General features: G+C 68.0%; 23 protein-coding genes. 13 read left to right on the top strand and 10 right to left on the bottom strand.

Annotated elements, in window-relative coordinates; all coding sequences use genetic code 11:
* Position 1 precedes the first annotated feature (1 nt).
* The 9 genes from AC1DQR_RS07475 to AC1DQR_RS07435 all read right to left on the bottom strand — a co-directional run bounded on the left by AC1DQR_RS07475 (position 2) and on the right by AC1DQR_RS07435 (position 8,109).
* Positions 2–238: a hypothetical protein gene (locus AC1DQR_RS07475; RefSeq protein WP_416051598.1), complete on the bottom strand. Its 237-nt coding sequence runs from the start codon at positions 236–238 to the stop codon at positions 2–4.
* Complete coding sequence (locus AC1DQR_RS07470; RefSeq protein ID WP_416051599.1) at positions 231–926, bottom strand: RraA family protein; 696 nt, start codon at positions 924–926, stop codon at positions 231–233. The genes AC1DQR_RS07475 and AC1DQR_RS07470 overlap by 8 nt, the downstream gene beginning before the upstream one ends.
* Before the next feature lie 26 nt (positions 927–952).
* Entirely contained in the window at positions 953–1,738 is a 786-nt protein-coding gene (locus AC1DQR_RS07465; protein ID WP_416051600.1) for an SDR family oxidoreductase, read from the bottom strand.
* Positions 1,739–1,759: 21 nt separating this feature from the next.
* Positions 1,760–2,575 carry an aspartate dehydrogenase gene (locus AC1DQR_RS07460; RefSeq protein ID WP_416051601.1) on the bottom strand — a complete coding sequence of 272 codons (816 nt, stop codon included), beginning with the start codon at positions 2,573–2,575 and terminating at the stop codon, positions 1,760–1,762.
* Positions 2,576–2,616: 41 nt separating this feature from the next.
* A complete protein-coding gene (locus AC1DQR_RS07455) occupies positions 2,617–3,498 on the bottom strand; it encodes a polysaccharide deacetylase family protein (RefSeq protein ID WP_477132816.1) in 882 nt (293 codons plus the stop codon).
* Between the two features lie 63 nt (positions 3,499–3,561).
* Positions 3,562–4,530, bottom strand: a complete 969-nt coding sequence (locus tag AC1DQR_RS07450; protein ID WP_477132815.1) for a TMAO reductase system protein TorT — start codon at positions 4,528–4,530, stop codon at positions 3,562–3,564.
* A 43-nt stretch (positions 4,531–4,573) separates the two neighbouring features.
* On the bottom strand, positions 4,574–5,584 hold the full coding sequence (locus AC1DQR_RS07445) for an ABC transporter permease (RefSeq protein ID WP_416051604.1): 1,011 nt from the start codon (positions 5,582–5,584) through the stop codon (positions 4,574–4,576).
* 10 nt (positions 5,585–5,594) lie between these two features.
* The gene (locus AC1DQR_RS07440) at positions 5,595–6,560 is read right to left on the bottom strand and encodes an ABC transporter permease (RefSeq protein WP_416051605.1); all 966 of its coding nucleotides are present in this window, start codon (positions 6,558–6,560) and stop codon (positions 5,595–5,597) included.
* A complete protein-coding gene (locus tag AC1DQR_RS07435) occupies positions 6,547–8,109 on the bottom strand; it encodes a sugar ABC transporter ATP-binding protein (RefSeq protein WP_416051606.1) in 1,563 nt (520 codons plus the stop codon). Before AC1DQR_RS07435 ends, AC1DQR_RS07440 begins: the two co-directional genes overlap by 14 nt.
* A 172-nt stretch (positions 8,110–8,281) precedes the next feature.
* Here AC1DQR_RS07435 and AC1DQR_RS07430 point away from each other — a divergent pair, with 172 nt between their 5' ends.
* The 11 genes from AC1DQR_RS07430 to AC1DQR_RS07380 all read left to right on the top strand — a co-directional run bounded on the left by AC1DQR_RS07430 (position 8,282) and on the right by AC1DQR_RS07380 (position 18,125).
* Positions 8,282–9,232, top strand: coding sequence for a LysR substrate-binding domain-containing protein (locus tag AC1DQR_RS07430; RefSeq protein ID WP_416051607.1), 951 nt, complete (start codon positions 8,282–8,284; stop codon positions 9,230–9,232).
* 220 nt (positions 9,233–9,452) lie between these two features.
* Entirely contained in the window at positions 9,453–9,998 is a 546-nt protein-coding gene (locus AC1DQR_RS07425) for a RidA family protein (protein ID WP_477132814.1), read from the top strand.
* A gap of 78 nt (positions 9,999–10,076) precedes the next feature.
* Positions 10,077–10,838 (top strand): ABC transporter ATP-binding protein, encoded by a 762-nt coding sequence (locus AC1DQR_RS07420; protein WP_477132813.1) that lies wholly within the window; start codon positions 10,077–10,079, stop codon positions 10,836–10,838.
* Complete coding sequence (locus tag AC1DQR_RS07415; RefSeq protein ID WP_416051610.1) at positions 10,835–12,121, top strand: ABC transporter permease; 1,287 nt, start codon at positions 10,835–10,837, stop codon at positions 12,119–12,121. The genes AC1DQR_RS07420 and AC1DQR_RS07415 overlap by 4 nt, the downstream gene beginning before the upstream one ends.
* Positions 12,118–12,792 (top strand): DUF3299 domain-containing protein, encoded by a 675-nt coding sequence (locus AC1DQR_RS07410; RefSeq protein WP_416051611.1) that lies wholly within the window; start codon positions 12,118–12,120, stop codon positions 12,790–12,792. The genes AC1DQR_RS07415 and AC1DQR_RS07410 overlap by 4 nt, the downstream gene beginning before the upstream one ends.
* 248 nt (positions 12,793–13,040) lie before the next feature.
* Positions 13,041–13,943 carry an NAD-dependent epimerase/dehydratase family protein gene (locus AC1DQR_RS07405; protein WP_477132812.1) on the top strand — a complete coding sequence of 301 codons (903 nt, stop codon included), beginning with the start codon at positions 13,041–13,043 and terminating at the stop codon, positions 13,941–13,943.
* An 84-nt stretch (positions 13,944–14,027) separates the two neighbouring features.
* The gene (gene dkgB / locus AC1DQR_RS07400; RefSeq protein ID WP_477132811.1) at positions 14,028–14,831 is read left to right on the top strand and encodes a 2,5-didehydrogluconate reductase DkgB; all 804 of its coding nucleotides are present in this window, start codon (positions 14,028–14,030) and stop codon (positions 14,829–14,831) included.
* A 468-nt stretch (positions 14,832–15,299) separates the two neighbouring features.
* Positions 15,300–15,461: a TRAP transporter large permease subunit gene (locus AC1DQR_RS07395; RefSeq protein WP_416051614.1), complete on the top strand. Its 162-nt coding sequence runs from the start codon at positions 15,300–15,302 to the stop codon at positions 15,459–15,461.
* A gap of 102 nt (positions 15,462–15,563) precedes the next feature.
* A complete protein-coding gene (locus tag AC1DQR_RS07390; RefSeq protein ID WP_477132810.1) occupies positions 15,564–16,640 on the top strand; it encodes a LacI family DNA-binding transcriptional regulator in 1,077 nt (358 codons plus the stop codon).
* A gap of 117 nt (positions 16,641–16,757) precedes the next feature.
* Complete coding sequence (locus AC1DQR_RS07385; protein ID WP_416051616.1) at positions 16,758–17,075, top strand: hypothetical protein; 318 nt, start codon at positions 16,758–16,760, stop codon at positions 17,073–17,075.
* 195 nt (positions 17,076–17,270) lie between these two features.
* Positions 17,271–18,125 (top strand): transcriptional regulator, encoded by an 855-nt coding sequence (locus tag AC1DQR_RS07380; RefSeq protein WP_416051617.1) that lies wholly within the window; start codon positions 17,271–17,273, stop codon positions 18,123–18,125.
* Positions 18,126–18,153: 28 nt separating this feature from the next.
* On the opposite strand, the gene AC1DQR_RS07375 is transcribed toward AC1DQR_RS07380, so the two are convergent.
* Positions 18,154–19,170, bottom strand: coding sequence for a tripartite tricarboxylate transporter substrate binding protein (locus AC1DQR_RS07375; protein ID WP_477132809.1), 1,017 nt, complete (start codon positions 19,168–19,170; stop codon positions 18,154–18,156).
* Positions 19,171–19,413: 243 nt separating this feature from the next.
* Here AC1DQR_RS07375 and AC1DQR_RS07370 point away from each other — a divergent pair, with 243 nt between their 5' ends.
* Together AC1DQR_RS07370 and AC1DQR_RS07365 are read left to right on the top strand one after the other, a co-directional pair.
* Entirely contained in the window at positions 19,414–19,854 is a 441-nt protein-coding gene (locus AC1DQR_RS07370) for a DoxX family protein (protein ID WP_416051619.1), read from the top strand.
* Between the two features lie 44 nt (positions 19,855–19,898).
* Complete coding sequence (locus AC1DQR_RS07365) at positions 19,899–21,506, top strand: MFS transporter (RefSeq protein ID WP_416051620.1); 1,608 nt, start codon at positions 19,899–19,901, stop codon at positions 21,504–21,506.
* The last annotated feature ends 151 nt before the right edge of the window (positions 21,507–21,657 follow it).

Here is a 21,657-nt window from a genome sequence, read left to right as displayed (position 1 = left end):
CCTAGCGCACGGTGGCGCACTGCCGCAGCCAGTGCGTGTACGGCCGTGGCTGCGCTGCGAGTTCCGCGTCGCACGCCGGCAAGGCACGGACGGCTTGCAGCACCGGCGCGGCCGCAGCCGCAATCTCGCCACAGCGGCCGCCATCCAGCCGCAGCCCGAGATCCGCCGCGCGCTGCATCACCTGCGCTGTCAGGGCTGCCAGTGCTGCCGGTGCTGCCAATGTCTCCCGCTCAGACATGCCCGTACTTGGCCAGCGCATCGGCCAGGCTGAGCCCCTGCTGCAGTTCCACGCGGATGCTGCGCTCCTGCTCGGTCAGGCGCTCCGCCTCGATCAGCACGGTGTCGACCACTTCGTGCGGGATCACCAGCACGCCGTCTTCGTCGCCCAGCACGAAGTCGCCCGGGCGCACCTGCACCCATTGCGAGGTGGCGCCACGGATGCTCACCGGCACCTGCCATCCGTTGACCTTCCAGCGGGCAATCGACTGCACCGGCGTGCGGTAGCGCGCGAATACCGGGAAAGCTTGCTCGGCGATCCACCGGATATCGCGAATGCCGCCATCGATCAGCGAGCCGACGCAGCCGCGCTCCTTCATGCCAATGGCGATCAGCTCGCCGAAGTAGCAGACGCCTTCGCCGTCGCCGCTCCAGACCGTGACGTCGCCGCCGGACACGCCCGCGCACGCCTTCATCTTGTCCGGGTCGCCGCCGAGCGCGTACGGCGACATCTGGCCGCGGATGGTGTAGGCCCAGCCGGCCAGCTTGCCGCCATTGGCGGGGAACGGCGTAAAGGCGGACGAGAGGCCCTGGTCGAACAGGCCGAGCGTGTCGAGCACGTCGGCAACGTTGGAGGTGTCGACCAGCAGGAATCGCTGGCGGATCGTCTCGCGCTCGGTGGCGCTGCGGGCTACGTGGGTGGTTTCCATGCTGTGCTTCCTCGGGAGATAGGTGATCAGATGCTCGGGATCATGCCGCCGTCGACGCGCACGACGGAGCCGGTGACAAAGGCGGCGCGCTCGCTGGCCAGGAACGCCACCACGTCGCCGTACTCCTCGGGCCGGCCGTAGCGCCGGGCTGGAATCGTCCCGGTGCTGGCTGCCACGATGTCTTCATAGGTCTTGCCCTCGCGCCTGGCGCGGGCTTCGTCCAGCGCGCGGATGCGGTCCGTGGCGATGCGCCCGGGCAGCACCACGTTGACGCAGATGCCGTCGGCGGCCACCTCGTTGGCCAGCGTCTTCGACCAGCCCAGCAACGCCATGCGCAACGTGTTGGACATGCCCAGGTTGGGAATGGGCGCGACCACGCCGGACGAGGTGCTGGTGATGATGCGGCCCCAGCCCTTGCGCTTCATGGCCGGCAGCAGCAGGTCCGTGAGATGCATCAGCGACAGCACCATCGATTCGAACTGCTTGCGCCACTGCTCCGGTGCGACTTGCGCGGCCGTGGAAGGGGGGGGGCCGCCCGAGTTGTTGACCAGGATGTCCGGGTCGCCCAGCGTGCTCCTGACCTGCTCCACCATGGCCGTCACGCTGGCCAGGTCGGCAAGATCGGCGCGCACGCCGAAAGCCTGCCCACCGGCTGCGCGGATGCGGGCCACCGTATCGTCCAGTGCCTCCGGGTTCTGGTCCGATACGGCAACCACGGCGCCTTCGGCCGCGAGCGCCAGCGCAATGGCCGAGCCGAGGCCGCCGCCCGCCGACATGACCAGCGCGACGCGCCCCTTGATGCCTAGATCCATGTTGTTGCTCCTTGATGGTTTTCAGGTGCCCACGCGCAGCGGGCTGCGCAGCTTGCGCAGTACGGCCAGCACGCTCTGCGCCGTGATGCGGCCGGTCTTGGGGTTTTCCGTGGGAATGTTCTGGATGCTCATGGAGAACGACGCGGCATCGGAATCCACCACGATCTCGTGGGTGTTGCGGGTCAGCGCCGGGTCCGCCCAGATTTCCAGGTGGGTCTTGTCCGGGCCGACGCCGGCCAGCGCCAGCGCAACCACCACGTTGAGGTTGGCGGGGAAGCCCTTGGCGGCCTCGCGGGCGGTGCCGGAGAAGATCTGGATCGGCGCCGTCACGTCGTCGATGTTGATGTTGTTCTCCACCAGGAACGGCGCCCCAACCAGGCCACGCACCGGCTTGCGCGTGATCATGCGCACGGAGTGGATGACGCCCTCCGATGCTGCCGTCACCGCATCCAGGCCCAGCAACGCGCCGGTCGGCACGATGATCTGGCCGCCGTGCTCGCGTGCCAGGTCCACCAGGTCCATGCGGTCAAGCAGCGCCCCGCAGCTGAGCACGATCATGGTCTTGCCCGCGCGCAGCACCGGCTCGGCGATCTCGCCGACGAGTTCCGCCGGCGCGCATTCGATCACCACGTCCGCCAGGCCGGCCAGCTCGCCGAGCCCGACGATGGCCACCTCGTTGCGCAGGCCTTGCAGCGCTTGCGCCGCCTTTTCCTTGTCGCGCACCGCTACCGCAGTCAGCCGCAGGCCGAAGACGCCGGCATCGAGTTGCTTGACGAGCTTCTTGCCGACCGCGCCGAGCCCGGCGATGCCGACCCGCAGTTCTTTGTCGAATGACATTGTGTGATCTCCTGTTTGATGAACTTGTTGTTTGGTTCGGCTCAGGCGTCTTGCGCCGGCAGGCCGATGTAGTGCTGCGCGATGGCGCCCGTGGTGGTCAGCCAGATCTGGTCGCGATGGCGCAGGATGTGCTCCATCGCCCGGCGGAACTGCCGCAGCCGGTAGGGCTGGCCGACCAGGAAGGCGTGGATGGAGATGCCATAGACGAGCGGCTGCTCCACGCTTTGCTCCAGCATCTCGTCGAAGTTGTCGATGATGATGTCGGCGAACTCGCTCGCGGTGGCGTCGTGCAGCGCGATGGCGGGGATATCGTTGACCTCGTGCGGGTAGGGGATGCTGAGCAGGCGCCCGCCGCGCGTGCTGATCCACACCGGCTGGTCATCCATCGGCCAGTCGAGGATGTAGCGGTAGCCGGCCTCTTGCAGCAGGTCGGGCGTGACGTTGCTGGGATTGACGCCGGGGCTGAGCCAGCCCGCGGGCGGCTTGCCCTCGTGGTGGGCGATGGCTTCGGTCACCTCGCGGATCAGCTCGCGCTCCTCGGCTTCGGAGAAGTTGTTCTGCTGCTCCGAGTTGGTGCGGCCATGGCCCAGGATCTCGTCGCCGCGCTTGCGCAGCGCGTCGATCACCTGAGGGCAATGCGCATAGCATTCGGCGTTGAGCAGCACCGACAGCGGGATGCCAAGCTTGTCGCACAGCGCGATGATGCGCCACACGCCAACCCGGTTGCCGTACTCGCGCCAGCCCCAGTTGTAGGTATTGGGGTGCGGGATGCCGGGGGAATAGGAGATGCCGCCGCCGGTGTTGTAGGCGAAGTGCTCCAGGTTCAGGCACAGATGCACCGCGAGGCGCTTGCCGCCGGGCCAGTCGAACTGCGGGCGATCGACGATGGGCGAATAGGGAAATCTGTCGTGAGAAGCAAGCATGGCGTTATTGACCTGGCTGGATGCGTGAATTTGAGTGGGGCGGAATCGAATGGCGGCGCTGCGTCACGGACGATAGTCCTTCGGCGCGGTCACCAGGGAAAGATCGAGCGTGGCGAGATTGTCGCGCGTGGCCAGGATGGATGGCGTGCGCACGACTGCTGTCGTGCTCTCCTTGCGGGCGGCAGCCACCGCCTGCCTGAGCGCCTCGCGGCCCTGCGTGACGATCTGCTGCACGGACGAGCAGGCCAGCTCGCCGTTCTGCAGCATCTGCTGGGCGGTGGGGCTGAGGTTGGAGGCGCTGATCTTGACGCCCTCGCGGTGGGCGGACTTGACTGCCAGCGCCGCGCCCGCCGCCGAGTCATCCACTGCGGAGTAGATGCCGTTGAGCTCGGGAAAGCGTTGCAGCCAGTCGTCCACCAGGTTGATGGCGCCGTTTCGCGTGACCGCGCTGCGCGACTCCGCCACCACCTTGATGCCGGGGTATTCCGCCTTGACGGTTTCCAGGAAGCCCTGGCGCCGCAGGTCGGCCCAGGTCTGCCCCTGCTGCTGGGAGATCATGCCCACCGCGCCCTTGCCGTTGAGCGCCTTGCCAAGGCACTGCGCCTGCAGGCGGCCCATGTCGTAGTGGTCCGCGCTGATCCTGGAGGCCAGCCTGTCGCTGCTGGGCACGCTGGAGAGGCCCACCACCGGGATGCCCTTGCCAATGGCATGCTCCACCGCACCGCGGATGGCATCGCCGTTGGTGGCGCCGACGACGACGGCGTCGACCTTGCGCTGTACGAGGTCCTGCAATTGCGAGATCTGGATGTTGACGTTGGCATCGCCGCCAGCGTTGAGCTTGACCAGCGCAACGCCGAGCTTCTTCGCTTCATCCTCCACGCCGTAGGTCATGGAGATCCAGAACGACGATGACAAGTCCGGCGTGGCGTAGCCGATCGTCAGCGCTTTTTGCGCCATGGCCGGCCCGCATGCCAGCAGGGCGCCTGCCAGGGCGACGGCGGCCCGCAGCCGGGGAATGCTGATTCGCTTCATGATTCAAGCTCCTGTTCGATATCGTTGCAGTGAAGGTAAGGGTTCAGCCCTGGCGCGATCCCACCCTGCGCATCAGGTATTCGAGCAAGCCTGCGGATACGATGACCGCGCCCAGTACGATCTCGGAGGCAAAGGGCGAGGTGCCGAGCAGGTTCAGCCCGTTGAGCAACGCCTGGATGAACAGGGTGCCCACCATCACCTGCCACACGGCGCCCTTGCCGCCGCTTAGCGCCACGCCGCCGATCACGCACGCGGCAATGGCTTGCAGCTCCATGCCCGCGCCGTCGACCGCGACCGCTGCGCCGCTGCGTGCCAGCAGGAACACCGCCGCCAGCCCGGCCAGCGCGCCGCACAGGCCATAGGCCAGCACGCCGGCGGTGCGCACGGGCACCCCTACCAGCAAGGCCGCATCGGGATGGCTGCCGATCATGTAGAACCAGCGGCCGAGTGGCAGGCGCGCGCACAGCAACCAGGCCAGCGCCGCCACCGGCGCGGCCAGCCACACCATCGCCGGCACACCTAGCCATGCCGCGTAGGCCAGCGACTGGATCACCGTTGCGGGCGGCAGCGGCACCGCATCGACGCCACCGGAGACGATGGTCGATATCCCGCGCACGATCAGCGTGGCGCCCAGCGTGACGACGATCGGCTCCATGCGGCGGCAGGCGATCAGGTAGCCATTGCAGAGCCCCACCGCCAGCCCGGCGCCCGTGCCCAGCAGGATGGCGGGCACTTCGCCGAACTGCGCGGCCGTCTGCGCGATCACGATGGACGACAGCACCGCCACGGCGCCCACCGAGATATCGAAGCCGCGCGTGACCACCACCAGCATCTGGCCGAGCGCGAGCAACAGCAGCACGGCACTTTGCGAAACGATGTTGGCCAGGTTGTCCGAGGTGGCGAATCCGGGCGAGATCACGCCCATCACCAGCCACAAGCCCGCGCAGGCGAACAGGCCGGTGGATTTGCGCAGCGCGGGCACGGAGCGCGGCGAGAAGGCTGAGAGGGCGGCGCCGGTGCGAGCCTGCAGGGACATTAGTCGTTGCGTGTTCATGTTCGTGCGCTCAAGATGCGTTGGCAGGAAGGCTGGGCAGCGGGCGCGCGCGCAGTGAGCGGCCGCGCAGTTGCTGGAGCAGCACGGCCGCGAGGATCAGCACGCCAAGCAGGACGCTCTGGATATAGCTGGGGAAATTGATCAGCACGAGCGCATTGCCCACCATGGCCAGGATCAGGCAGCCAAACAGCGCGTGCAACGGGCCGCCCTTGCCGCCGGTGAGCGGAATGCCGCCGATAGCGCACGCGGCAATCGCCTCGAAGGGCAGGTTGGGATAGAGATTGGGCTGGCCCGAGCCGAGCCGCGAGGTCAGCACCGCGCCGGCTATCGCCACCAGCACGGCATTGGCCAGATAGGCCTGCAGCACGCGTGGCTTTACCGCGATGCCCGCCAGGTGCGCGGCCTCCGGGTTGCTGCCCACCAGATACCATTCGCGGCCCGGCGCCGTGTAGCGCGTGAGCGCACCCACAACCAGCAGCGCGGCGCCGGCCAGCCACAGCGGCAGCGGCAGGCCCAGCCACTGTCCCCGGCCCAGCGCGGAGAAGTCCACGCTGGACGGGGCATCCAGCGGCACGCCGCCCACCAGCACGCCGCACAAGCCGTGCACCGCAATCATGGTGCCGAGCGTGGCAAGAAAGGCGGGGATGCGCAAGACACCAACCAGCGTGCCATTGAGCACGCCCAGGGCCAGCACCGCCAGCGCGCCGGCGGCAAACGCACCACCCACGCCGATGGCCGGCATGCTCAGCACGGCCACCACGCTGAACAGCGCCACCCCGGAGCCCACGGAAAAATCCAGCCCACGCACCACGATCACCAGGCCCTGGCCGATCGCCACCAGCAGCAGCACCGCCAGCACGCGCGCCAGGTTGAAGATGTTGCCGCTGGTGCCAAAGCGCGGCACCGCGATCACGCAGGCCACGAACAGCGCCAGGCAGACCCAGGCCGATGCCGGCCACTTCCTAAGCCAGGCCATGATGTGCCTCCTCGCGCGCGGCTTGCGCGCTGTCATCGCCATCGCTGGCGCCTGTGGTGCACGCAATCACCTGCTGCAACGCAACCCCGCGCGCAAACACCCTGGCCATGCGGCCGTGGCGCATCACCACGATGCGGTGCGACAAGGCCACCACCTCGTCGATGTCGCTGGACGCCACGATCACGCAGACGCCACGGCGCGCCGCGTCCACCAGCGCATCGTGGATGGCCTCGCGGGCGTTCACGTCAACCCCGCGCGTGGGCTCGATCACCACCAGCACCTTCAGCCCGGGCAGCAGCAGGTTGCGGATCACGAGCAGCTTTTGCTGGTTGCCGCCGCTCAGCGCGCTGACGTCCAGTGCCGGATCGCCCGGGCGCACCCGCAGCGACGCGAACAAGCGCTCGCTGGCGCCCACCTCCATGGCATCGGAGACAAAGAGATGATCGGAGATGGATGCGTAGGTGGAGGCCACCGCGTTGGCGGCGCAATTGAGCCCCGGGAAGATGCCGTCGCTGCTGCGGTCAGCCGGGATCAGCCCGACGCCGCCTTGCTTGAAGCGCCGGCGCGACATCGCCGTCAGGTCCTGCTCGTCGACCCGGATGGTGCCGGCGCTGGGGGGGCGGCTGCCGCTCAGCACTTCGCCCAGCTCGATCGCACCCGAGCCGATCAGGCCGGCCAGCCCGACGATCTCGCCTCGCCCCACCGACAGCGTGACGTCGCGCAGCAGATCGCCGCAGGCGACTCCTTCAACCCGCAGCCGCGTGTTGCCCACGGCGGGGAGCGCGCGCGCGGGCCGCTCGGCCACCGGCCCCACCATGGCCTCGACGATCTCGTGCGGCGTCATGGCGGCCACCGGCGCCGCATCCACCACGGTAAAGCCATCGCGCAGCACGGTGATGGTGTCGCAGACCTGCTTGATCTCGCCCAGCTTGTGGCTGATGAAGAGGATGCCCTTGCCTTCTTCCTTGAGGCGCGCGACAGCGGCGAACAGGCGGTCGGCTTCATGCGCGTTAAGCGCGGCGGTCGGCTCGTCGAGGATCAGCACCTCGCACTTGCGCGCCACGCCGCGCGCGATCTCCAGCAACTGCCGCTCGGCCATCGACAGGCCGGACACCAGCTGGCGCGGGTTGAGCGCCAGCCCGATGCGCCGCGCCGTGTCCAGATAGCATTGCAGGGGCAGGCGGGCACCAGCGTGCAGCGCGCCGGCCCGGGCCACGTCGAACGCATGCAGGTTTTGTTCCACCGTCAGGTCCGGGAACACGGTGGCATGCTGGTACACGGGAATCACGCCGGCCGCGATGGCGTCGCGCACCGAGCCAAAGGCAACCGGCTGGCCGCGCAGCGCGATGGTGCCCGTATCCGGGCGCAGCGCGCCGACGAGCATCTTCACCAGCGTGCTTTTGCCTGCACCATTTTCGCCCATCAACGCATGCACCTCGCCGGGGCGCACGGTGAGATCGGCGCCGCGCAATGCGCAGGTCGCTCCAAATCGCTTGGAAAGACCGGATACCGAGAGCAGGGGGCGCTCCTCGCCGGGCGTGGTTGTCATGTGGGCTCCTTTTTTTGGCTTTGTCTTTTGTCTGGGTCTTTGTTTTTTGCAGATGCTTTTTTTCTTGCCTGAGAGGAATACTCGGCGTCGCGGATCTTTTCAGCAAACGACTTGATTGCACATACGCATGACTTATACTTATGCGTCCATCGCCCTCGCCCCCAGGTGCCGCATGAAACGTTCGCTTCCTCCGCTGGTTTCGCTGCGCGCTTTCGAGGCCGCCGCGCGGCACATGAGTTTCACGCTGGCCGCGGACGAGCTGTGCGTGACCCAGAGCGCGATCAGCCGGCATATCAAGAACCTGGAAACGCACTACGGGCTCAAGCTGTTCAACCGCCTGACGCGCGCCATCGAACTCACCCCGCAGGGCGCGCGCTTGTTCGACGTGGTGACGCGCTCGCTCGACCAGATCGAGACCGTTGCCCGCGAGCTCACCGGGGCCAGGAGCTCGCGCAGCCTGCTGGTCAGCATCCTGCCCACGCTGGCGTCCACCTGGCTGATGCCGAGGCTGGTCAACTTCACGCAGGCGCACCAGGCCATCGAGATCCGGCTGATCACGTCGATCGATCCGGTTTCGTTCGATCGCGACAAAGTGGACGTGGCCATCCGTGTGGGCAAGCCGCCTGGCAAGCGGGCACGCAAGGGTGCGCCGCGCATCGACCTGGTGATGACGGATGAGTGGAAGGGCGTGGCCACGGAGCCGCTGTTTCCCGACAGCCTGGTGCCGGTATGCAAGCCTGGGCTGGTGAAGGGCCGGCTGCCCGCCAGCCCGGCCGCGCTGGCGCGGCTGCCGCTGATTCACACCGACTCCCGCGCGCATGCCTGGCCGGACTGGTTCGCCGCGCTGGACGTGCCCTACGCGGCCGGCGCGCAGGCCCTGCATTTCGGGCATTTCTTCATGTCGGTGCGGGCCGCCATCGAAGGCCGCGGCATCGCGCTGGTGCCCGATGTGCTGGTGGCCGAGGAGATCGCCTCCGGCAGGCTGGCCGTGCCGGTGCGCGAGCGCATCACCAGCGGCGGCGACTACTGCTTGCTGTACCGCAAGGAGCGGGCCGACGACTACGCCATCGCGGCGTTCCGCAACTGGCTGCACGCCGAGGTGGCGGCGATGCCGTCGATCTGAGCTGTCATTGGCATTGTCGTTGGCCCCACGCATGACCTCAGGGCATGCATGCGGCGCAAGGAGTCATTTGTCCGCGTATAGGGGCGGCTACTAGCATGGTGTCGTGACAATCGCGAACGCGTTCGGTGTTCCGTGTTCTGCGTCCCGCGTTTGCACGGTCCGGCAAGGCAACGCCGCGTTGCCCGGATCCTCCTTCCTTGCTTCTACCGACAGGCCCCCCATGCGCGCAACACGCTTGCTATCGTGTATTTCCATTGCCACCCTCGTCGCTCCGGCACTTTGCATCGCCACGGCCAACGCCGCCGAGCAGATCGTCCGGCATCGCAACCCGGCGCACATGACCGAACCCTGGGCGCGCGAGTTTGCCGAGGCGATCGAGATTCCCGCCAGCGCGGAGCAACTCGTGCTCAGCGGCGTGGGGCCCACGGTGGCGAATGCCTCCGCGCCGCCCGATACCGCGGCCTCTTATGGCGACACCGCAACCCAGACCCGCAACGTGCTCGGCCAGATCGAGCACATCCTCAAGGACCGCGGCTACCAGATGGGCGACATCGTCTCCATGCAGGCGCTGATCGTGGCGGACCCGGCCACGGGCAAGCCGGATTTCACCGGTTTCTCGGGTGTCTATAACCAGTACTTCGGAACCGGCAAGCAGCCCAACGTGCCGGTGCGTACGCGCGCCGAAGTGTTGCGGCTGGTGCCGCCGGGATGGCTGGTCGAGGTCACCGTCACCGCGAGCCGCGTGCCGGCGCGCCCGGCAAGGTAGACGCCGGGGCCGCTTGCCATCTTTTGCCGGGCCGCAGCATAATGCAACAATGTTGCATTATGCTTGGCGAGGTTCTGGATGGCGGATGGTATCGGCGAACATGGCGAGCCCGGCAAGGCGGGCGGCGATGCGGTCATCGACCTGCGGGACATCGCATTCACCTGGCCCGCGCAGGCCGCGCCCGGCCTGTGGCTTGGCCGGCTCCGGCTGGGCGCGGGCGAGCAGTTGTTCGTGTGCGGCCCCAGCGGCAGCGGCAAGAGCACCTTGCTGTCGATGCTGGCCGGCGTGCTGCTGCCACAGCAAGGCACCGTGCGCGTGCTGGGCACCGTGCTCGGCGCGTTGTCGGCCTCGCAGCGCGACCGCTTCCGCGCCGATCATGTTGGCCTGGTCTTCCAGCAGTTCAACCTGCTGCCCTACCTGTCGGTCGTGGACAACGTGCTGCTGCCTTGCCGCTTCTCGCCCGCCCGGCGCAAGCGGGCGGCAGCGCAGGGCGAGACGCCGGAAGCCGCCGCGCACGCACTGCTCAGGCAGCTCGACCTGTCGCCGGCCCTGTGGCGGCGCCCTGTCACCCAGCTCTCGGTTGGCCAGCAGCAGCGCGTGGCCGCGGCGCGCGCGCTGATCGGCTGCCCGCAGGTGGTGCTGGCCGATGAGCCCACCTCGGCGCTGGACGCGCCACGCCAGCAGGCCTTCATGGCGTTGCTGCAGCGCGAATGCGGCGTCGCCGGCGCCAGCCTGGTGTTTGTCAGCCATGACGAGCGCCTGTCGGCGGGCTTCGCGCAGAGGTTGTCGTTGCCGGCGATCGATACGATGGACGCGATCCACGCGATGGAGCCGGCATGATGCTGATGCTATCGATGGCGGCGCGCAGCGCGTGGAACCGCCGCTTCAACCTGCTGCTGATGCTGCTGGCGATTGCCCTGTCCGTTGCCATGCTGCTGGGCGTGGAGCGTATCCGGCATGCGGTGCGGGCGAGCTTTGCGCAGTCGGTGTCCGGCACCGACCTGGTGGTCGGCGCGCGCACCAGCCCGATCCAGCTGATGCTCTACACCGTGTTCCACCTTGGCGGGGCCACCAACAACATGCGCTGGGACAGCGTCGAGCGGCTGGCGCGGCATCCGGCGGTGGCGTGGACCATTCCGCTGTCGCTGGGAGATTCACACCGCGGCTTTCCGGTGCTGGCGACCACGGCCAGCTACTTCACCCACTATCGCTACGGGGATCGCCGTGCGCTGGAACTGGCGCAGGGCAGGATCTTCCCGTCGCTGTTCGATGCGGTGCTTGGCGCCGAGGTGGCGAGCCGGCTGGGCTACCGCGTGGGCGACCGCATCGTGCTTAGCCACGGCGACAGCGGTGGCGATGGGCCACATGCCGATCCTGCCGGCCATCATGACCATGCCGACAAGCCCTTCGTGGTCAGCGGCATCCTGGCGCGCACCGGCACGCCGGTGGACCGCACCGTGCATATCGGCCTGGATGCGATGCAAGCCATCCACCTGGGCTGGGAGGGCGGCGTGCCGCTGCCGGGCCTGGCGATCCTGCCGGAGCAGGTGCGCAAGTTCGACCTGGCGCCGCCAAGCGTGACGGGCGTGCTGGTCGGGCTGAAGCTGCGGTCGCAGGTGTTTGCCGTGCAGCGCGAGATTGCCGAGGACCCGCACGAGCCGCTGATGGCGGTGCTGCCGGGCGTGGCGCTGGACGAGCTGTGGCGCGTCATCGGGCTGGCCGAGCGCGCCATGCTGCTGGTGTCGGCGCTGGTGGTGGTGGTCGGGCTGGCGGGGCTGGCGTCCTCCATCCTTGCCGCGCTGGGCGAGCGGCGGCGCGAGCTGGCCATCCTGCGTGCCGTCGGCGCCCGCCCGCGCGACCTGCTGGCCATGCTGGCGCTGGAGGGGCTGGTGGTGATGGCCGCCGGTGCCCTGCTCGGGCTCCTGTTGTTGAGCGCGCTGGCAGCGGGGCTTGGGCCCTATCTGGAAGCCACGTACGGCGTGGCCTTGCAAGCGGCCTGGCCCACACCGGGCGAGTGGCCGCTGCTTGTCGCTGCGGTGGCCGCCGGCTTCTGCGTGAGCCTGGTGCCCGGGTGGCGCGCTTACCGCCTCAGCCTGGCCGATGGGCTGAGGCCGACCACATGATGATGAAGATGATGAAGAAGCCCGGCGTGACCTCACGCGTGCGGCGTGCCTTGTTTGCGCTCGCCATCATCGGAGTGGCCATGGCGGGCGCCGCGTATGTCTCCCGCCCGCCGCCCCCGCAAGCCCAGGCGGATCCAGGCGCTGCCGAGCCGCCCGCCTATGCGATAGGCGAGGCGCTGCAACCCGTGCCCGCCGCACCCGACTCCGCCTTGCGCGAGATCGGCTGGCAGGCCTTGCTGCCCAAGGGCTGGGATCCACTGGCGCCGTTCAGGGGCCTGCGGCTCGATGAACTGGAGGACGCCGACCCGCGCGCGCAGATCGCCCTGTACAAGGCCCGTCAGTACTGGAAGAACGCACCGGTGGAGCCCACGCTCGATGGCGTGGCGGTGCGCATAGCCGGCTTTGTCGTCTCGCTCGATGGCGAGGGCGAGGCGATCCGCGAGTTCCTGCTGGTGCCGTACTTTGGCGCATGCATCCATATGCCGCCGCCGCCCGCCAACCAGGTCATCCATGTGCGCACGGACAAGCCGCTGGCGGGGCTGCGCAGCATGGATACCGTGTGGATCAGCGGCGCGATGCGGGTGGAGCGGGCGGACACCATGATGGGCTATGCCGGCTACGCCATGCCGGCGGCAAGCGTGCGGCCTTATCTAGCGTCGCCGCGCCGTTGATCGGTGGCGATGATCCGTTCCCGGCCTGGGGCTAAGCACGGCAGCGCAGGCAGCGCGCGCCACATTTCGCGTGCGCGCCGCCCATTCTTGCGCCGGAATCAAATATGTTCTGCACGCCGCACGGTTTTTCTCTGCATGGGTAGCGCGGATACTCGGGTCCTGTTCATCCGGCCATGGCCACCGCCTCACCGCCTCACGGCCCCGCCCCAATCCGGCTCGCCTCGCGAGCCCGCATCCAGGAGCATCCCATGCAAATCTTCATCACCGGCGCCGCCGGCTTTATCGGCGGCTCTGTCGCGGCGCACCTGATCGCCGCCGGGCATAGCGTGCGCGGCCTGGTCCGCAACCCGGCGCAAGCCGCACAGCTGGCCATGCGCGGCGTCGTGCCCGTGCAGGGCACGCTCGACGACGCTGCCCTGCTGACGCGCGAAGCCGCGCAGGCCGATGGCGTGATCAACGCCGCCAGCAGCGACCACCGCGCCGCGGTAGACGCGCTGCTGGCCGGATTGCGCGGCTCGGGCAAGCCGTTGCTGCATACCAGCGGCTCCAGCGTGATCGGCGACGACGCCGGCGGCAATGCCTTGTCGCCGCGCATCTTCGACGAACAGACGCCGTTCGTGGTGGAGCCGGGCAAGCAGGCGCGCCGCGCCATCGACCAGATGGTGCTGGCGGCCGCCGAGCAAGGCGTGCGCAGCGCCGTGCTGTGCAACAGCATGATCTACGGCGTTGGCGACGGGCTGCATGCCGACAGCGTGCAGATTCCGCCGCTGGTGGCGCAGGCCAGGCAAAGCGGCGTGGTGCGCATCGTCGGCACAGGCGTGAACCGCTGGTCCAACGTGCATATTGCCGATGTGGTGGACCTCTATGCGCGCGTGCTCGACAGCGCGCCCGCGGGCGCTTTCTATTTCGTCGAGAATGGCGAGGCTTCGTACGCGGAGATCGGCGCTGCCATTGCCCGGCGGCTCGGCCTCGGGGCCGTGCAGTCCTGGTCGGTCGAAGAGGCCACGCCCATCTGGGGCGAGGGCCAGTCGCGCTACTCCTTCGGCTCCAGCAGCCGCGTGCGCGCCCGGCGCGCGCGCTCGGAGCTGGGCTGGCAGCCCCGGCATGCGTCGGTGACGGCGTGGATCGAGAACGAGATGCCGCTCGCCTGACGCCCGCCTGAAGCGCGGATTCATTCAGGCCATGGCCGCAGCCGGCCGTGGCCGCCAACGCATGACCTGACATAGGAAAACACAATGTCCATTCCCGCCATTGGCCTCGGYACCTTCCGCCTGMAAGRCCAGACCGTSATCGACTCSGTGCGCAACGSSCTKGACGTCGGCTACCGCGCCATCGAYACCGCGCAGATCTACGGCAACGAGGCCGAGGTCGGCCAGGCCCTCGCCGAGAGCGGCGTGGCGCGCTCGGCGCTGTTCCTGACGACCAAGATCTGGACCGAGAACCTGTCGCGCGACAAGCTGGTGCCTAGTCTCAAGGACAGCCTTGCCAAGCTGCGTACGGATCATGTCGACCTGACGCTGATCCACTGGCCGTCGCCAGGTGATGGGGTGCCGGTTGCCGAGTTCATGGGCGCGCTGGCTGATGCTCGCGAGCAGGGGCTGACGCGTCAGATCGGGGTGTCCAATTTCACGATCGGGCTGATGCAGCAGGCGATCGACGTGGTGGGGGCGGGTGCCATCGCGACCAACCAGATCGAGTTGCATCCGTTCCTGCAGAATCGCAAGGTGGCTGACTTTGCCCGCAGCCAGGGGATTCCGATCACTTCGTACATGACGCTGGGTTACGGCAAGGTATTGCAGGATCCGGTGATGCAGGCGATAGCGCAGCGCAACGGGGCTACGCCCGCGCAGGTGGTGCTGGCTTGGGCCATGCAGCTTGGGTATGCGGTGATTCCTTCTTCTACCAAGCGTGCAAACCTGGAGAGCAACCTGGGTGCGCTTGCGGTGCGGCTGTCTGAGCAGGACATGGCTGCCATCGGTGCGCTGGATCGGGGCGGGCGCTTGACCAGCCCGGAGGGGTTGGCGCCTGTCTGGGACTGAGGGCGATGGGCGGGTTGCCGTAGTTCCCGTAGTCGCCGGCTTAGATCAGCGCGCCCGGATAGATTGCAGATTGCGCGCAACACTTGCCTGAACGCGGCCGGCATCGCCGGCCCGTCTTCCCCGTCCCCTTGGCGCTATGAACGTTGCCCGCGCCAAGGCGGTCACAGCCTGAACCACTTCCTTCAGAATGCGCGGCCGGGTACTGCCGCCATGGCGGCGATACCCGGCAAGCCATCGACCTTGCATTTGTCTCACGACCACCTATGCTTTGTAAATCGGTTTAGTAAATCGTTTTACGGAGACGCTTAATACTTGATGCCAAGTACCGGAGACCAAGTACGGAACGGCAGCAATCATGGCCTCAGACGAAGTGCAGCGCGACGCGCCTCCCCGCAGGCTGGTGCCATCCTCCCCGGACGTTGCCGCCTGCGCTGATCCTGTTCGGCCGGCTGCTCGTGCCCGCTGCTCATGTCCATTGGCCAGCAGGCCGGCGTGCATCCGCTACACTTCGGCACGGTGATGGTGATCGCCATGGGCTTTGGCCTGTGCATGCCGCCCTCGGGCCCGGGGCCGGTCGCCACTTGCGCGATGGCCGGCACGCGCAGGGCGCAGTGGCGGGGCCGATGCTGAAATACCTCGCCTTACTGTTGCTGATCATGCTGTTGTTGATCCTGTTGCCATCGCTGACGCCATGGCTATCCCGCCTGATGACGCTGGCATGAGATCCCGATAATGGCAACCATACAAGATGTCGCCAGACTGGCGAACGTATCCGTGAGCTCCGTTTCCAACGTGCTCAACGGACGTACCGAACGGCTCAATCCCGCCACGTTCGAGCGGGTGCGGGAGGCCATCCGCACGCTCGGCTTCCGGCCCAGCCAGGTCGCGCGCCAGCTCAAGACCGGCCAGACACCGATGCTGGGGCTGCTGGTGCCATCCACCGCCAACCCCATGTACGGCCAGCTCGCGCTGAAGATCGAAGCCGAGGCACAGCGCCAGACCGGCTACCGGGTGCTGCTGGGCAATACCAACCGGGACCGGGAGCAGGAGTCGCGCATGCTCGACGACTTGCTCTCGTTCGGCGTGCACGGCGTGATCATCGTGTCGTCGCTCACCGGCGAGCAGCATTTCGAGGTGGCGACCCGGCAGGGGCTGGCCATGGTCAGCTACGACGGCGGCGCCGACCCGAACATGCCGGCGCGCATCGATCATGTGGCGCCCGACAACTTCCAGGCGGGCCACCTGGCGGCGTCGCACCTGCTCGAGCTTGGCCACCGGCGCATCGCCTTTGTCATGCCCGCCGGGCGCACGGTGAGCCGCGCGAGCAAGATCGCCGGTTTCCAGGCGGCGGTGAAAGAGGCCGGGCTGGGCGACGCGGTGGTGATAGAGTGCCCGCCCGCCGCGCATTACGGCGATGCCGAACTGGCGGAACTGGGCCAGGTCCTGGCGGGGCAGCTGGCGCAGGCCAGCACGCGCCCCACCGGGCTCGTCGCTGTCAACGACATGATGGCGATCGGGCTGATGTCCGGCCTGCACCAGGCTGGCTTGTCGGTGCCGGCCGATGTCTCGGTGATCGGCATGGACGACATCAGCATGTGCTCGTACACCAATCCCGCGCTGACCTCCGTGGCCATGCCTTTTGGCGAGATGGCGCAAGCCATGGTGCGGCGGGTCATGCTGCGGCTGGCGCAACCGGACGAAGCGCCGGTCCGCCTGTGCTTTCCCAGCGGGCTGGTGGTGCGCCAGTCCACCGCGAAGCCGCCGGCCGCCACCCGGCTGGCCGGCGCGAGCGCACCAATGCAAGGCTGACGCACGCGTTGCATGCCCATGGCCGCGTCGGGAGCCAGCAGTCATGGGCGGATGGAACCACGCACGCCGTGCGTGGCCGTGGTTGTCACAAATCGACCTGAATCGTGGAGGAACGAGATGGTGCTCGACAAACCGGAACGCCGGCTGGCAGGCCCGGCCAGGACGTATATCGAGGCCGGATATGCCATCGAGGTGGATATCCTGAAGGTGGAGGATGGCAGCTGGGGAGCGCTGGTCCGCCTGTCAAAGCTGGCCGACGGCCAGGTGCCTGCCGCGCACTTCATGCTCAACCGCACGTTCGAGGACCGTGCCATGGCGTTCTCGTACACGCTGGCACTGACGCGCTCCTGCGTAGCGCAATTCGCACCGGCCTCCGCGATCGAGATTGCCGAGATGCTCAAGACCGGAAAGGCGGACCAACAGGCTGGCCGATAGTCAAGGCTAGCCACCACGCACCACGCACCACGCAGCAGACGCGGCGCACCACCAATGCCCGGAACGATTCAGCGCCAGCCCCGGCGGGCGCGGGATATCCGGCGAACGATCGCAACGGCACGCGCGGCCCCACGGGCGCCGGCACGCTGCGGCAAGAGCTGAAGAGGGGACCCACCAGGCAATCAGGGGGGCAGCATGGAAAACACCACGGTGTTCACAAGAGAGGAACTAGACACTTACTTTGCTTCATATGTGGGGATGGAGGGGGGCAATCCGCGGGCCTCGGTCTGGTTTTGCGACAGGAGCCCGCATCCCTGGTCCGAGCACCTGCGTGCGCCACTCAAGCCGCGCCTGGCGCCGCTGGCCTGGGACGCGGCGTTTCGCGCCGCGCACCGCGCCAGCATGGGCAAATGGCTTAGCCACCAGCGCATTGCCCGCATCATGGCCGCCGCCCGCGCCGAGGTGCTGGGCTTGAGCGATACCGATGCCAATGCCGACTGGAAGCCCTACTACGAGCACCACCTGTACGCCGCCTGCGGGGCTGAGTTCAAGCTCAACCTGTTTCCCCTGCCCATGCAGCTCGATGGCCTGACCCCCTGGTCCACGGTGTTCCGCGGCCAGCCGGCCCTGGTGCCCAAGGAACGCTACCTGGATCTGTGCCGGCACGGCGGACGCTTCCGTTTCCTGGCGGAGATGTGCGCGCGCTGGCGGCCCAAGGTGGTGGTGTGCCTGGGCCACCGGCATATGGACGATTTCGTCAACGCGTTCGCCCTGGACTACGCGGCGGTGCGGGACGAGAAACTGCAGCCCGCCGACCTGGTGAAATCACTGCGGATGTTCACGCGTGACGACACCACCTGGATCATCTGCCCGGCCCTGGCGGGCCCCTCCGGGCTGACCTCCGATGTCTTGCTGAACGCCTTCGGCAAGCTGCTTGCCGCCAGCCTGGACGCGAGCGACTTCGGCGCTGTGCAGGCAGGCCGCAAGGTCGTGGGCTTCAGGCCATGGCCGCAGGCCGCGGCTTACCTGCAGGCCGAGCCCTTGTGCTGAGGTCGTCCTTTCCTTGCATCGATTTGCATCAGTCAGCCTTGAGGCCGATCCGCAGGGCCAGCTTGGTCCATCGCGCGATATCGGCGTTCACCACCCGCTGGAATTGCGCTGGCGTGCTGTGGGTGGTGGCGAATCCCAGGTTCGCCAGGTTGGCCCTGACCTCCGGCCTGGCAATGACCCAGGAGAATTCCAGGTTGAGCTTTTGCACGACCTCGGGCGACGTGCCCGCTGGCGCCAGGATGCCGAACCACTGGTCGACGTCGTAGCCCGGCAGGCCAAGCTCGCTGACCGCCGGCACCTCGGGCAGGAACGGCGAGCGGCCACGGGACGTGACCGCCAGCCCGCGCAGCTTGCCGGTCTTGAGGTAGGGCAGGGTGTTGGTGAGCGTGTTGATGCTGACATCCGCCTGGCCGCCCAGCACGTCGGTCATGGCGGGAGCGCATCCCTTGTAGGGAATATGCAGCAGATCGGTCCTTGCCGAGATTTTCAGCAACTCGCCCGCCAGGTGCTGCGGCGTGCCGTTGCCGCACGACGCATAGCTGGGCGGCTTGCCCGAGCGGCCCGCAGCGATCAGGTCCTTGACGCTATGGATCGGAGAATGCTCCGGCACGGCGATCACGGACGGCACCGACGCAAACGCGATGACCGCGCTGAAGTCCTTGCCCGGCTCGAAGGGCAGCTTGCGGAACACGCCGGGATTGATGGCGAAGCTGCTGTTGACCACCAGCAGGGTATAGCCATCCGCCGGGCTCCTTGCCACCAGCTCCGCGCCGATATTGCCGCTGGCGCCGGGCCGGTTGTCCACCACCACGGCCTGCCCGAGGCTGCGCCCGAGTTCCGTGCCGATCACCCGCGCCAGGGTATCGGTGCCGCCGCCCGGCGGAAAGGTCACTACCAGGCGAATTGGCCGCTGCGGGAAGTCGCCGCCGGGGGTGGCACCGGCACCGGCACCGGCATTTGCATTGGCCCGGGCCGGCATGCCTGCCAGGGCCGCCCCAAGCAACGAGATCGCCGCGAGGCAGCGTACGACGGATGAGAGTTTCATGTGAAGCCATCTTCGGATGACCAACATGATAGAGCAGCGTGCGCGCACACACGGCGGCAGGGTTATTGCCGCAGCCGTGCGGCTTCGGTTCCCTTCGTCCTGGCCCGCGCCGCATCCTACAATCACATGGTGTGACGCCGTCGCGGCTCGTGGCCGGCAGGACGGTTGGCGGCGCGGGCTGTTCCGGATTTGCGCCTTTGCGCCTTTGCGGGTTGGCACCTTACCTATCAAGGGGATGGATCGATGGCATCGAGAAGCTCGTACCCCGGGATCTCCCGCGGCAATGGCCTGTCGCGCACTGGGTCCGTCATTGCGTGGATAGGCTTGCTGGGGCTTTGCGCGGCCTACCTGCAGGGCGGCATCAACAAGGCGCTGGATTTCCCCGGCGCCGTGGCGGAACTGGCCCACTTCGGCCTGGCGCCCGCCGCGCCCCTGGCGGCGGCCACCATCGCGCTCGAACTGGGGGCTTCGCTGATGATCCTGCTCGGCTTCTATCGCTGGGCCGGCGCGCTGGCGCTGGCGGTGTTCACCGCCTTTGCCACTTTTCTCGCCAACCGGTTCTGGCAGATGGCGCCGCCGGAGCGCTTCATGGCGGCCAATGCCTTTTTCGAACACCTCGGCCTGGTTGGCGGCTTTGTGCTGGTGGCCTGGTACGACCTGCGTCACCGGCGCGATCGTGGCTAGCCGTGCCGTGCCGGGCCGCCCGCGTCACTGGAGCTGGAGTTGAGATGAGTCAGGAACTCCCCGGCGCCGCGCTGGCAGCGCCTGCGAGCGGGCCGTGGAGCCCCTTGCGCAACAAGGTGTTCCGGGCCGTCTGGCTAGCCACGCTGGTCTCCAATATCGGCACCTGGATGCATGATGTGGGCGCCGGCTGGATGATGACCTCGGTCAGCCCGTCGCCGCTGATGGTGGCGCTGGTGCAGGCCGCCACCACGCTGCCGATGTTCCTGTTTGCCCTGCCGTCCGGCGTGCTGGCCGATATCGTGGACCGGCGCAGATACCTGCTGTTTGCCCAGGCCTGGATGCTGATGGTGGCGACGGCGCTGGGCCTGCTGGCGCTGGCCGGGCTGGTAACGCCTGCGGTCTTGCTGGCCGCCACTTTCCTGCTAGGCACCGGCGCGGCGATGAGCGCGCCGCCATTCCAGGCCATCGTGCCGGACCTGGTGCCCAAGGCGGAGCTGCAGTCGGCGGTGGCGCTCAACTCGCTGGGGGTGAATATCAGCCGGGCGATCGGGCCCGCCCTGGGCGGCGTCGTGCTGACCCTGTTTGGCCCACCTGCCGTGTTCCTCCTGAATGCGGTGTCGGTGGTGGGCGTGCTGTGGGTGATCTACCAATGGCAGCCCGCGCAGGCCACACGGCGCTTGCCGCCCGAGCATTTCTTCCCGGCCGTGCGGGCGGGCCTGCGCTACGTGCAGGCGGCACCAGTGCTGCAGGTGGTGCTGGTTCGCGCAGTGGCGTTCTTTGCCTTCGGCAGCGCCGGTTGGGCGCTGTTGCCGCTGGTAGCGCGCAAGGAGCTGGCGGTGGGTCCCGGCGGCTATGGGCTGTTGCTGGCATGCGTGGGCGCCGGTGCGATCGGCGGCGCGCTGATGCTGCCGCGCCTGCGCAAGATCCTCTCGCCCGACCGGCTGGTGCTGGGCGCCAGCGTGATCTTTGCGCTGGCGTTGTTCGCCATGTCGCGCATCAGGAGCTTCACTCTGATCGCCTTTGTGCTGCTGTTCGCGGGCCTGGCCTGGATTGTCGTGCTGTCCGTGCTCAATGGCGGTGCGCAGCGCAGTGCCGCCGGGTGGGTCAAGGCGCGGGCGCTGGCGGTCTACCTGCTGGTGTTCTTTGGTTCGATGGCGGCCGGCAGCGCGGTATGGGGACAGGTTGCCTCGCTAGAGGGCACCGCGCCGGCCCTGCAGGTGGCCGGCGTGGGCATGTTGCTTGCCGCCGCGCTGGCCATGCGCTGGCGGCTGGCCGATTCTCCCGACCTCGATCTCACCCCGTCGCCGCATCTTGCGGGCGCGCCGGTGCTTGACGAGGCCGCGGGCGACCGCGGCCCCGTGATGATCAGCGTCGAGTACTACGTCGACAAGGCCAATGCCGCTGCGTTCCATGCCGCGGCCCGCGAGATGCGGCGCGTGCGTCGGCGGGGCGGGGCGCTGTCATGGAACCTGTTCGAGGACATGGACGAGCCGGGGCGCTATGTGGAGACGTTTGTCATCGAGTCGTGGCTGGAGCATCTGCGCCAGCATGAACGCTTCAGTGTGAACGACAAGGCGATCCAGGCCCGCGTTCATGCGCTGCACCTGGGCCCGGCGGCGCCCAGGGTCCGGCATTTCGTGTCCCCGCCTTAGCGCGCACGGCAGGCGCCGAGGCATGAAGGACATCATGCCTTCCAGGCGCAGTTTGCCGGTCCTTGGGGTTTGCGTCGTGCTGTTCTCCAGCAACTACGCGCACCACTGTGGCGCGCCAACGCCTCGTTGCTTCGGGACGTCCTCCCGCGCG

Source organism: Cupriavidus sp. 05L411 (assembly GCF_056398045.1).
This window is presented reverse-complemented; position numbering and strand designations above follow the sequence as displayed.